The organism is Mycolicibacterium llatzerense (assembly GCF_025331195.1).
In the GTDB taxonomy this organism is placed as follows: Bacteria; Actinomycetota; Actinomycetes; order Mycobacteriales; family Mycobacteriaceae; genus Mycobacterium; species Mycobacterium llatzerense.
In genome coordinates, this window is the sequence record NZ_LXOV01000001.1 from 2262628 (window position 1) to 2274993 (window position 12366).

Below are 12366 nucleotides of genomic sequence, written 5' to 3' on the forward strand. Positions count from 1 at the left end.
GGACTCGATTCTACGGTTTAGGGGGGCTCTAACTGAGATCCCAGACGGGCACGGGAGATCCGGCTGCCAACTCGACGACGTCCTCGCCGATGTCCAGCAGGCAGTTTGCCGTCGCCAGCCACCGGAGATGGTGCGACGCCGGCGGGCCGTAGCTGCTCACTTCGTCATCGGTGCCCACGACGCCGCGGCGGAACTGCCGTTTCCCGGCGGGGGACGTCAGCTTCTCGGTGAGGGTCGCTGAGCGGCGCGGCCTTTGGGCCGTCAGCCCCATCGCCGCGCGCAGTGGCGGCCGGATGAACACCTCGAACGACACCAGCGCCGAAACCGGATTACCCGGCAGCGTGATGATCGGGGTGCCATTGACCGTGCCTGCACCCTGCGGCATCCCGGGCTGCATGGCGACCTTCACAAACTCGACATCTCCGGAGAGGGCGTCCTTCACCACCTCGTAGGCGCCCGCGCTGACGCCGCCCGTCGTGACGATCAAGTCGACGTCTTTGGCGTGACCGGCCAGGGTTTCCCGGAACAGCGCGACGTCATCGGACGTCGCGGGTGCGGTGATGACGTCGGCTCCGGCTTCGCGCAGCGCTGCGGCCAGCATGACGGCATTGGACTCGTAGATCTGGCCGGGCTGCAGCGGGGTGCCCGGCGTGACCAGTTCGGTTCCGGTGGACAGCACCAGAACCCGTTGCCGCGGAATCACTTTCAGTTCGGCGAAGCCGAGGGCCGCCGCCAGGCCCAGTGCCGCGGGAGACAGCACCTCACCGGCCGGCAGCACCGTCATCCCGGCGGTGACGTCCTCGCCGGCGCGCCGGATGTGCCGGCCCTCCGAACTGGAGGAGAAGATCGAGACGATGTCCGTCGCCGCGTCGGTGGATTCGACGGGAACCACCGCGGTGGCGCCGGCCGGCAGCATCGCGCCGGTCATGATCCGGTGCGCGGTGCCGGGCGCCAAGGTCAGCAGGTCGGTGCGACCGGCCGGAATATCTTCGGCGACAGGCAGTTTCACCGGGTTCTCGGCAGAGGCCGCGGCCACGTCGACGGCCAGCACGGCATAGCCGTCCATGGCCGAGTTGTCGAAACCGGGCAGGGACAGCGGCGCCACCACATCGTCGGCAAGGGCCAGCCCCAGGGCGTCGGCCAGCGGCACGGTGACGGCCGGCCGGGCGCTGATCAGGCCGGCGACGACCTGCTGATGTTCCTCGACAGTTCGCATCGGGCTAGATCGCGAAGGTGACGCCGGTGAGTTCCTCGGACACCGTCCACAGCCGGCGCTGGATGCCTGCATCGTGCGACTGCGCGCTCGACTGGACCAGCACCGGGTGGCCGACCAGCTGCCGGATCCCGGACGGGCCGTAGTACTCGCCGCCGCGGGCGGCCGGGTCGACAGCGGCCCGCAACGTGGCCAGGGCGCCGACCTCGGGGCTGTTGGCGACCAGCCCGCTGATCTGGTTGAAGCCGGGCAGGCTGGAGCCGGGGATGTGGCGCATCAGCTCGGTGTTGGAAATGCCGGGATGGGCCGCGACCGAGATGGTTTCGGCGTTGGTGGCCACGAGCCGGCGTTGCAGCTCGTAGGCGAACATCAGGTTGGCCAGTTTCGACTGACCGTAGGCGGCGACGCGGTTGTAGCGGCGCTTCTCCCACTGCAGGTCGGTGAAGTCGATCTTCCCGAGGATGCGGTGGGCGATGCTGCCGAGCGTCACCACCCGCGAGCCCGCGACGGGCAACAGGTTCTCGATCAGCAGGCCGGTGAGCGCGAAGGCACCCAGATGGTTGGTGCCGAACTGCAATTCGAAGCCGTCGGCGGTGATCTGCTTGGGCGGGTACATCACGCCGGCGTTGTTGATCAGCAGGTCGATCCGCGGGTACGCGGCCCGCAGGTCGTCGGCCGCGGCGCGGACCGAGGTCAGCGAACCCAGGTCCAGCTTCTGCACGGTGACGTCGGCGTTCGGGGTGCTCGCCCGGAGTCGGGCGGCTGCCGCGTCGCCCTTGGCGGTGTCGCGCACCGCCATCACCACGCGCGCGCCCTGGCCGGCCAATACGCGCGCCGTCTCATAGCCCAACCCGGTGTTGGAGCCGGTGACGATCGCCACCCGCCCCGTCTGGTCCGGCACGTCATTGGCGGTCCACTTGGTGGTCATGGCCGAAGACACTACCGAGCGGACCGCCTGAGTTGCGCGGGAGCGGCGGGCGTTTACTGTCGGCAGCATGGCAATCGGCGGGGTCCTCTTCGACATCGATGGTGTCTTGGTGACCTCGTGGCGTCCGATCGACGGTGCGGCCGAAACTCTGCGGGCGCTGGAGGAGCGTCAGATCGCCCGCTCGTTCCTGACCAACACCACCACCCGGACCCGCCAGCAGATCGCCGAATTGCTTTGTGCCGCAGGCATTGACGTCGCATCCGACGAGGTCGTCACCGCCGCGGTGCTGACCGCTGACTACGTGCGCGACCGTTACCCGGGTGCCCGATGTTTCCTGGTCAACAACGGCCAGATCGGTGCGGACATGCCCGGCGTCGATCTGGTGTACGCCGCCGACTTCGCTGGACCGCAGCAGCCCGACACGCCCGACGTGGTGCTCCTCGGCGGCGCGGGACCCGACTACACGCATCTGACCCTGAGTTGGGTCTACGACTGGATGGCCCGCGGCGTCCCCGTGGTGGCGATGCACCGCAGCAATGCGTGGAACACCGCCGACGGCCTGCGGGTGGATACCGGGCTCTATCTGGCCGGCCTGGAACAGACCACCGGCTATCAGGGCACCGCCGTCGGCAAGCCCGCACCGGCCGGGTTCCTGGCCGCGGCCGCGCGGCTCGGCGTCGAGCCCGAAGAGATGTACATGGTCGGCGACGACCTCAACAATGACGTGCTCGCGGCCCAGGTCGTCGGGATGACCGGCGTGCTGGTGCGCACCGGCAAGTTCCGGCAGGACACGCTGGACCGTTGGGCCGCAGACGAATTCGCGATGCAGCCGAACTACGTGGTCGACTCGGTCGCCGATCTCCCGGAGTTGCTCGGGCTTTAGAGATTCAGGCCGTCAGCTCGCGCTGCATGTTCCGGAGCGCGGCGATGCGGTCCTGCAGCTGCTCGCGGGTCGCGGCAGCCACCGGCGGGCCGGGGTGCCGGCGCCGCAGCTCGTTGTGAATCCAGCCGTGGGGCTTGCCGGTGCGGTGATGGAACGCCGCCACCAGCAGGTTCAGCTCCTTGCGCAGCTCGCGGAGCTGGCCGTGCGTGGTCAGCGGCGGCTGCGGGACGCCCGGGTTGGCGGCGGCCTTGGCGCTGCGTTTCTGCAGCTGCTCGTCCTGGCGCTTGCTCAGCAGGTCACGCATCTGGGTGGGGTCCAGCAGACCGGGGATACCGAGGTAGTCGGCCTCCTCGTCGCTGCCGGCCTCCGTCGCGGTACCGAACGACGAACCGTCGAAGATCACCTGATCCAGCTCGGCGTCCGAGCCGAGCATCTCGAAGCCGTTCTCCAGCTCCGACTTCTCGTCTTCCTTCTTCTGCGCCTGCTCGAGCAGCTCGTCGTCGAGCCCGTCGGACACGCGGTGTGGCTTGCCCAGCACGTGGTTGCGCTCGCGCTCCAGCTCGCTGGCGAGCTCGAGCAGGTTGGGCACCGACGGCAGGAAGATGCTGGCCGTCTCACCCTTCTTCCGCAGGCGCACGAACCGGCCGATGGCCTGCGCGAAGAACAGGGGAGTCGACGCGCTCGTGGCGTACACCCCGACCGCCAGCCGGGGCACGTCGACGCCTTCGGACACCATGCGGACCGCCACCAGCCAGCGGCTGCTGCTCTCCGAGAACTGCGAGATGCGCGCCGACGCCGTCGGGTCGTCCGACAGCACGATGGTCGCTTCCTCGCCGGTGATGGAGTGCAGCAGCTTGGCGTAGGCGCGGGCGGTGGTCTGGTCGGTGGCGATGATCATGCCGCCGGCGTCCGGGATGTGCCGGCGGAGCTGGCCCAGCCGCTTGTTGGCCGCCGCGATCACGGCGGGCATCCATTCGCCCTCAGGGTTCAGCGCGGTGCGCCAGGCGCGGGCGGTCTGTTCGGCGTTGAGCGGTTCACCGAGGCGGGCCGAGTGCTCCTCGCCGGCGCTGTCGCGCCAGCGGGCCTCACCCGAGTACGCCATGAACACCACCGGCCGCACCACTCCGTCGGCGAGGGCGTCGGAGTAGCCGTAGGTGTGGTCGGCCACCGACTGCTGATGGCCGCTGCCGTCGGGTTCGTAGTTGACGAACGGGATGGGGCTGTCGTCGGACCGGAACGGGGTCCCGGTCAGGCAGAGACGTCGCGTCGCGTCGTCGTAGGCCTCGCGGATGGCCTCGCCCCAGCTCTTCGCGTCGCCGCCATGGTGGACCTCGTCGAAGATCACCAGCGTCTTGTGATTCTCGGTGCGCACCCGGTGCCTGGTCGGATGGCTGGCCACCTGGGCGTAGGTGACGACGATGCCGTGGTAGTCCGAGGACGTGTGGCCGACCGAGTTGCTGAACTTGGGGTCAAGGGACATGCCGACGCGAGCCGCCGCTTCGGCCCACTGGGTCTTGAGGTGCTCGGTCGGGACGACGACCACCACCTGGTCGACGGTGCGCTCCGTCAGCAACTCACCGGCGATCCGCAGGGCGAAGGTCGTCTTACCTGCACCAGGGGTCGCGACAGCAAGAAAATCCCGCGGCTTGGCGGTCAGATACCGCACCAAAGCCCGACGTTGCCAGCCCCGTAAAGCCTGGGTGCTGGGCGCTGCATATGCCCGCACCCGAAGACTCCTCCTTGGTCGAAGGGCAGTTTAGGGCAACGGGTTTGGCGGATGCACATTTGTCCGGCGTGTCCCGGCGCGCCCCTCGGTGGTGTCGCCGCGCGAGGTCGTGATCAGCCGTGTCACCGCGTCGCAGACGATCGCCTTGCGCTCGGCATGGTCGTCGACGCCGATCACGGTCAGCAAGGTGGGGCTGAGGTTGTGCCACATCGACGCGATGGTGAGTACGAGCGTGAAGAGCACCGGCGCGGGAAGCTCACTGGTGAGCTTGCCGTCGGCCTGGGCGGCGGCGATCGACGCAATCTGCTCGTGCATCGTCTCGCCGGGAAAGCCCGAGCTGGAATCGTCGGCTCGCTCGAGCCGGTGCCAGGCGATCAGCCGGCCGACCTCGGGCTGGCTGGCATAGACGTCGATCAGATGGGCCGCGTAGCCGGGTAGGTCGTCGGCCACCACCGGGCTGTCGGCGAAGAACCTCTGCGTCATCGCCGCCCACACGGCGTCGAACAGCTGATCTTTGCTGCCGAAGTAGTGATAAATCTGCGCCTTGTTCGCGCCTGCGTTGGCGGCGATGCGATCGACACGCGCTCCGGCGATGCCGTACTCGGCGAATTCGGCAGTTGCCGCGCAGATGAGCCGCGCCCGAGTGGCGTCGGAATCTCGCGGGTGCCCCATTTGCGAGATCTTAGCGACCCCGGCCAGTTTGCTAACTAACCGGATAGTTGACAGCGCCGTGAGGTCTGCCTAACGTTCCGAATCGGGTGGGACGTGGGTCACAGGAGGTGGTGTGGTCGCCGAGCCCTTTCCGCAACGGTCGGCCACGCTGACGCCGGAACTCGTCGGTCGCGGTGAACAACTTTCGAGGTTGATGTCCGCGATCAGCGACACCCCGCGCGGTCACACGGTGGTGGTGTCCGGCGCTGCCGGGTCCGGCAAATCCGCGCTGCTCGAGGTGGCCTGCCGGCATGCCCGGTCCGTCGGTTTTCGGGTGCTGTCGATCGCCGGCACCCCGGGCGAATCGAATACCCCGTTCGCCGGTGTGCACCAACTCGTCCACGCGCTCGGCTGCTGGGGTGGTGAGGCCCACCAGTACCAGCGGGTCATCGAAACCGCCCTGCAGTCGCCGAGCGGGGAGCAACTCCACACCGTGCGGGTCGCCATGGCCCTGCTCGGGCTGCTCGACGCCGTCGAGAAGCGGCAATCGGTCCTGGTCTGCATCGACGACGGGCAGTGGCTCGACGAACCGTCGCGCACCGCGATGATGTTCGCCGCCCGCCGCAGCGCAGGCCGGTTGTTGACCGTCGTGCTGGCGATCCCGGCCACGGCCGGAAAGGTGTTCAGCGGTGACGGCCGCTCTGTCGAGATCGAATTGCGGCCGCTGGAGCGCGACGATGCTGCCGCGCTGCTCGAGCGGCAGCCGTACGTGCCGCGTGGACTGCGGCGAGAGCAGGTTCTGACCGCGGCCGCGGGTAACCCGGCAGCCGTGATCGCCTTCGCCGAGACAGCCGCGGCCGATGTGCTCACGGCGGGGCCGGCCGCCGAACCGTTGGCGCTGCCCGCACCCAGCCTCGGTATCTTCAGTCGCCGTCTCGCGCGGTTACCCGCGCCGACCCGCGCCGCGCTGCTCGTGCTCGCGTCGGCCTCCGAACAAGATCTGCGGCACCTGATGCCCGCGGCGCTCGCGGATGCGCACACCCTCGCGCCGGCCGAGGTCGCCGGGATCATCCGGGTGGAATCGAGCCGGGTGCGGTTCCTGGACCCACTGATGCGGTCGGCGGCCTATCACCGGGCACCGTCGGCGGCGCGCTCGGCGGCGCATCTTCGTCTGGCCGAGGCCCTGGTGGCGCTACCGCACCGGCAGGTGTGGCATCGCGCGCAAGCGGCGCTCACACCCGACGACGCGCTGGCCGCGCAGTTGGCCGACACCTGCGACGAGGTACTGCGCCGGGATGGCTATCTGGCGGCCGCGACCGTCATGCACCGCGCGGCGATGCTGACCAGCGATGTCGGCGAGCACGCCCGGCGTCTGGTGCGGGCGGCGCCCCTGGCGCGCAACGCCGGCGATCCCAACTGGTCCGCGGAGCTGAGCCGGCGCGCCCTCAACGGTGTCGACGACCTCATATCTCAGGTACGCGCCCATACGGAGTTGGGGTCGGCGCGCTGCTGGGACGCCAACAACCAGCAGGTGCTGGACATGTTGCTCAAGGCGGCCGGCCTGGCTGTCGATATCGCCCCCGCGGTCGCCTGGGAGTCGCTTCGGGTCGCCGCGACGGTCACTTTCATCGCCGACGATGCCGCGGGGCGGTGTGGCGTCGCACGCCTGCTGAGGCAGCTGGAGGACGCCGAGCCGCCGGCCTCGGTGTCTGCGCGCGCCGACAGCGTCTGGATCCGAACCGCCACCGACCCGCACCTGGCACATCTGCAGTTGCCGGACATCATCGGGCTGGCCGGTCAGGTCGGCGACTCCGTCGGGCTCACCGCAGTCGGTGCGTCGGCCTGGCTGGCCGGGGAACCGGACCTGGCGGTGCGCTGCCTGCGCGGCGCGCACACCGGTGCGCTGGCACCGCGCTTCGGCGGCTTGGCCTCAACGGCGCTGTCCTGGGCTTTCGTCGACTCGGGCCGTTGGGACGAGGCCGTCGAATCGGCGACCGCGATGAGCTCTTCGGCGGCGGTCGCCGATGTGCCCGTGGTGGCCCGGATCGCGGACCTGGTGATCGCCACGGTGGCTGCCCGGCGCGGGCAGGCCGCCACCAGCCGTGCGCGCCTGAAGTCGGCCACCGAATTGGCCGACTTCCGGGACCGGCCCGTGCTGGCGGCGTGGATGCACCACGTCGCGGGTTCGATCGCGCTGGCCGAGAACCAGAACACCACCGCCTACGCCGAATTGTCGGAGCTGTTCGACGAATCCGGATTGCCGCTGCACACCTGCGCGTCGTATCTGGCGCTGGCGGACTACGCCGAGGCCGCCGTGTTGACCGGGCGAATCGATCAGGCCCGCGAGCAACTGACCCGGATTCTGCGGCATCTGCCCAGATCCGTGTCACCGCGGTTGACCCAGCTGGTCGCTCATGCGGACGCCGTACTCAATCCAGACACCGCGGGTGCACGCTATGCCGAGGCGCTGTCCGATCCGGCCGGCAGCCGTTGGCCTTTCGAGCGGGCGCGGCTGCGCATCAGCTATGCCGGATGGCTGCGCAGGCACCGCCGGCGACGGGACTGCCAGCATCAGCTGGCCGCGGCACTGACCGTCATGCAGGATCTCGGCGCGGCGCCGTGGGTCGAGCTGTGCGCCCGTGAACTGCGGGCGGCCGGAGTGCGTCCGCGTTCGTCATCGGTGCAGACCGATGCGCTGAGCTCGCAGGAACACAACGTGGTCTACCTCGTCAGCGAGGGGTACACCAATCCGCAGATCGCGGCCATCTTGAACCTGTCGGTGCGGACGGTGTCCAACCATCTGTATCGCTCGTTTCCCAAGCTCGGCGTCACCAGCCGTCATCAGATTCATGACGTGGCGCGCCCGGCGACCTGGACGACGGGTCTTTCCGCGCTGACCTGAGAACCGCCGTCGGCCCCAAATGGCCCCAAATGGAAAGTCGGCGGCGACGGAGAATCCGCCGCCGCCGACTGGTCTTACGCGTCAGGCCGCGCTGTGCGACTTCGACTTGGTCTTCGAGTCGGTGTGCGAGCCCTTGGCACTACCGCCCTTGGCGCCCGAGTCAGATCCGGACGCCGAGCCCGAGGTCGAACCTGCGCCCGCACCCGAACCCGAGTCGGAGCCCGACTTGCCCTGATGGCCCTTGCGACCGGGGGTGGTCGTCTTGGTGCCATCGCTGCCCGACGCCGAGCCCGAGCTGCCGTTGCTGCCGGCGTTGGAGCTGCCGGAGCTGGAGTTGGAGGTCGAGCTGCCGGAGCCGGAACCGGTCTTGGTGTCACCGGCGGAGGTGCCGGACTTGGTGCCGCTGTCGGTGGCCGAGCCGGTCGAGGTGCCGGTCTTGGTGCCGCTGCCGGTGGCCGAGCCCGTCGAAGTGCCGGTCTTGGTGCCGCTGTCGGTCGCCGAGCCGGTGGACGTGCCCTCGCCTGACGTTCCGGTAGCCGAACCAGTGCCATCGGTGGCCGAACCGCCGGCTTTGGTGGTGCCCTCGGTCGTCGTACCGGTGGACTCGCCCGTCGACCCGGTGGTCTTGACCTTGTCGGTCGCGGTGTCCGTCGTCGTCACGGCCTTCGTCGTCGCGGCGGTGCTCAGCGTCACCGTCGCGGCCGTGGTGGACGGCACCGAAGCCACATCGGAGACGGCCTTGGTGGCCGTCGTCGTTGCGGCGGTCGCAGCCGGTGTCTTGGTGGGGGTGATGTCGGTGAGGATCGACTTCACCACGGCGACGATGGCCTGCACCGTGCCGGCGATCGTGGTGCCGCCGGGGACGGTTGCCCCGCCGCCGAACAGGCCGCCGCCATAGATGTTGAAGCCCGGGATGTCGAGTCCCAGCAGGGCGCCGAGGTTGGGTCCGTAGCCGCCGTTGAGCAGGCCGTCGATGATGGTGGCCGGTGCCTGGATGACGGCGGTCGCCAGCTTGCCGAGGTCGCCGGCCTTCACCGCGTTGATGACGTTCTGGGTGGCAGTGCCCACGGCGCCCAGGGTGCCGGCGACCGGGCCGATGAGGCCGACGCCGAGCTCGAGCATGAGGTTCGGCAGATCGTTGGCGATGTTGATCATGCTCTGCAGCGGCTGCGAGATGAGGTTGCCCAGGGCCTTCGGCAGGGGCCCGATCGGATTGATGGCGGCCATGACGGGCAGCAGGATCGCGAGCTGGAGGTTGTTCAGCGCGCCCTCGATGTTGGCCTTGCCCAGGTCGCCGACAGCGGCCCCGAGGTAGCCGGGGACCTTGGTGGTCAGCGCGGTGACCACGGCCTTGCCGCTGTCGCCGAGGGCGTTGACCAGACCGGTCATGGTGCCGACCTGGTTGGTCAGAACCTGGCGCAGGATCGGGAACAGGCCCATCTCCATGTAGGACTTGACGTCAGCCTGCAGGTTGCCGACGGCGGTCCCCAGCACCTGGCCGTACAGGTCGAACGGACTGCTGGTCAGGTTGACGGCGGCGGTCGACATTGCATGACTGATCGAGGGGATCGACGGCACGTGGGCCATCGGTTGGATCGGGGCGACTGCGATGGCTCCCGCCGTCAGCAGTGTGGCTCCGGAAAGGACGGACGATCGAACGGCGGCGTGCAAGATGGTTTCCTCTCATTCGCTGCAGCCGGTCCATGGCGCAGCGTGTACCTGACTAAACCGTCGGTTCGATCACGGATCGAGCAAAAATTGACGGCAACGCACATCATGGGATGTTTGTGTTACTGGCCGGTAGAGACAAATGACTCAATGTGCACAGCAGCGGTGCAGGAAGACGCAGAAAACGACCGCGCACGCGAGCGTGCGCGGTCGTGGGTCAGCGGTGTTACTCGACGAAGAAGTTGTCGTGCTGGATGAACCACTCGCGGCGTTCGTCGTCCGTCATCTCGGCGAGCTGGCCGAATCCTTCGAAGTACGCCTCCCGCGGGGCTCCCGGAGCGAACAGCATCAGCACCGATGCGGGCTCGTCGGCCTCATTGCGGAAGCCGTGGACGCCGCCTGGCGGGACGTAGAGAAAGTCGTTGGTGCCGGCTTGCACCCAGTCCGTGCCGTCGTACAGCGTCATGGTGCCGGACAACACGAAGAAGGCCTCGGACATGGCACGGTGGAAATGCGGTCCCGGGCCGCCGCCACGCGGGGCGATGTCGACGCGGTACAGGCCGTAGTCGCCCGCGGTCTTCTTCTGGTTCGCCAGGTAGTGGTACTGGATCACGCCGTGGGAGTCGTAGTCGGCCGGCTCGTCACCGCGCCGCAGCGTGGCACTGACTTCTGGCTGATCGGATGTGTACCGGGCCGGGGGATAAGGCGGTACTACCAACGACATGATCGACTCCTGTGGCCATCGAGATCGGAGACGGCTGCTCGGTTCCCACAATAGGGCGGTCGTACCTTTCGCAGTTCTCGGCAAACTGACAGGCTCTCGACACTCGTTGTTCAGAGTCCCGGCCTAGCGTCCGAGCGGTGATAACCAGACGCGCATTCCTGGCTGCTGGGGCTGCTGCCGCCGGTTCGCTGGCATTTGCCGCGCAGGCGTCCGCCGCACTGGATCCGGCCGCCGTCGCGGGCCAGTACGCGCGCCGGGTGCCGACCCAGTGGGGAATGGCACTGCCCGGGATCGTCACGTCGATCCCGCCGAACGGCCGGCAGATCGCCCTGACCTTCGATGCCTGCCGCGGTGGAGTCGACGAGGCACTGCTCGACACACTGCAGCGCAACAACGTGCCGGCCGTGCTGTTCCTGAACTCCCGGTGGGTCGACCAGCACCCCGACCGGGCGGCACAGCTTGCGGCAAATCCGCTCTTCGAGATCGGAAACCACGGCACCCGGCACGTGCCGTTGTCGGTGAGCGGCCGTGCCGCCTACGGCATCGCGGGCACGCGGTCGGCTGCCGAGGTCGTCGACGAGGTGTGGGGCAACCAGATGAAGCTCACCGCACTGACCGGGAAGGCGCCCACCTGGTTCCGTCCGGGCACGGCCCACTACGACGACGTCGCCGTGCAGATCGTGCATGACCTCGGGCTACAGCCGCTCGGCTTCAGCGTCAACGGCGATTGTGGCGCGACGCTGCCGGCCGCTCGGGTGCGCGCGAATGTGGTTGGTGCGCAACCTGGTTCCGTCGTCATCTCCCACATGAACCATCCGGGCTCGGGTACCGCGGCCGGCTACGCCGGGGCCATCGCCGATATGCGGGCGGCCGGTTGGGAGTTCGTGCGGCCCGCCTAGCATCGGTGCGGTGGAGAAGTTTGACGAGGGCATGCGGGCCGCGCGGCTTCTGGATGCCCAGGACAAGGCGGCGGAACTGTTCGTCGCCATCGAAGAACGCGGGCTGATCCGGCCCGGCGTCGGCGAGCGTCAGGTGACCGACGAGATCCGTGATCTCGCGGCCGAAATCCTCGGCGTCACCCGGCACTGGCACAAGCGGATCGTGCATGGCGGCGAGAACACGCTCGCGACGGCGCGGGAGAACCCGCCCGACCGGGTGATCGCCGACGACGACATCGTGTTCGTCGACCTCGGCCCGCTCTTCGAGGAATGGGAAGCCGACTTCGGCCGTACCTTCGTGCTCGGTGACGATCAGCGAAAGTTGGCCTTGCGCAATGACTTACCGAAAGTGTGGGAGGCGGCGCGGGCGCACTTCGAGTCGACTCCGGATATCACCGGCGCGCAGTTGTTCGACCACGTCGTCGGGTTGAGTCGAGCTGCCGGCTGGGAATTCGGTGGCGCGATCGCCGGACACCTCGTGGGGGAGTTTCCGCACGAGAAGATCCGTGGCCACGAGATCGACTCCTATGTCGCACCCGGCTCGGACCTACCGATGCGGCGGATGGATTCCCAAGGGCGGCAGTGCCATTGGATTCTGGAAGTGCATCTCGTCGAGCCCGGTCGGCGATTCGGCGGGTTCCAGGAGGAGTTGTTGGACCTGCGGAGGTGACAGCAGCCGGAGGCAGTCCTGAATAGACGAATGCGGTGTGGCGCCGATTGGCGCCACACCGCA

General features: G+C 68.6%; 10 protein-coding genes. 4 read left to right on the forward strand and 6 right to left on the reverse strand.

Annotated features, from left to right (window positions below; translation table 11 throughout):
- Positions 1 to 28 precede the first annotated feature (28 nt).
- Together moeA and A7G45_RS11155 are read right to left on the reverse strand one after the other, a co-directional pair.
- Positions 29 to 1216: a molybdopterin molybdotransferase MoeA gene (gene moeA, locus A7G45_RS11150; protein ID WP_260936831.1), complete on the reverse strand. Its 1188-nt coding sequence runs from the start codon at positions 1214 to 1216 to the stop codon at positions 29 to 31.
- A gap of 4 nt (positions 1217 to 1220) precedes the next feature.
- On the reverse strand, positions 1221 to 2141 hold the full coding sequence (locus A7G45_RS11155; RefSeq protein ID WP_043401219.1) for an SDR family NAD(P)-dependent oxidoreductase: 921 nt from the start codon (positions 2139 to 2141) through the stop codon (positions 1221 to 1223).
- 67 nt (positions 2142 to 2208) lie between these two features.
- Here A7G45_RS11155 and A7G45_RS11160 point away from each other — a divergent pair, with 67 nt between their 5' ends.
- The gene (locus tag A7G45_RS11160) at positions 2209 to 3024 is read left to right on the forward strand and encodes an HAD-IIA family hydrolase (RefSeq protein ID WP_260936834.1); all 816 of its coding nucleotides are present in this window, start codon (positions 2209 to 2211) and stop codon (positions 3022 to 3024) included.
- A 4-nt stretch (positions 3025 to 3028) separates the two neighbouring features.
- Here A7G45_RS11160 and A7G45_RS11165 read toward each other — a convergent pair whose 3' ends face one another.
- Positions 3029 to 4750, reverse strand: a complete 1722-nt coding sequence (locus A7G45_RS11165) for a DEAD/DEAH box helicase (RefSeq protein ID WP_043401225.1) — start codon at positions 4748 to 4750, stop codon at positions 3029 to 3031.
- Positions 4751 to 4780: 30 nt separating this feature from the next.
- Positions 4781 to 5422, reverse strand: coding sequence for a TetR/AcrR family transcriptional regulator (locus tag A7G45_RS11170; protein ID WP_260936836.1), 642 nt, complete (start codon positions 5420 to 5422; stop codon positions 4781 to 4783).
- A gap of 112 nt (positions 5423 to 5534) precedes the next feature.
- Here A7G45_RS11170 and A7G45_RS11175 point away from each other — a divergent pair, with 112 nt between their 5' ends.
- A complete protein-coding gene (locus A7G45_RS11175; RefSeq protein ID WP_260936840.1) occupies positions 5535 to 8303 on the forward strand; it encodes a helix-turn-helix transcriptional regulator in 2769 nt (922 codons plus the stop codon).
- 81 nt (positions 8304 to 8384) lie between these two features.
- On the opposite strand, the gene A7G45_RS11180 is transcribed toward A7G45_RS11175, so the two are convergent.
- Both A7G45_RS11180 and A7G45_RS11185 read right to left on the reverse strand, forming a co-directional pair.
- Complete coding sequence (locus tag A7G45_RS11180; RefSeq protein WP_260936841.1) at positions 8385 to 9851, reverse strand: hypothetical protein; 1467 nt, start codon at positions 9849 to 9851, stop codon at positions 8385 to 8387.
- A 346-nt stretch (positions 9852 to 10197) separates the two neighbouring features.
- The gene (locus A7G45_RS11185) at positions 10198 to 10695 is read right to left on the reverse strand and encodes a cupin domain-containing protein (protein ID WP_260936843.1); all 498 of its coding nucleotides are present in this window, start codon (positions 10693 to 10695) and stop codon (positions 10198 to 10200) included.
- A gap of 137 nt (positions 10696 to 10832) precedes the next feature.
- On the opposite strand from A7G45_RS11185, the gene A7G45_RS11190 reads away from it, so the two are divergent.
- Positions 10833 to 11594, forward strand: a complete 762-nt coding sequence (locus A7G45_RS11190; RefSeq protein ID WP_260936845.1) for a polysaccharide deacetylase family protein — start codon at positions 10833 to 10835, stop codon at positions 11592 to 11594.
- A gap of 31 nt (positions 11595 to 11625) precedes the next feature.
- Positions 11626 to 12303, forward strand: coding sequence for a M24 family metallopeptidase (locus tag A7G45_RS11195; RefSeq protein WP_260938111.1), 678 nt, complete (start codon positions 11626 to 11628; stop codon positions 12301 to 12303).
- The last annotated feature ends 63 nt before the right edge of the window (positions 12304 to 12366 follow it).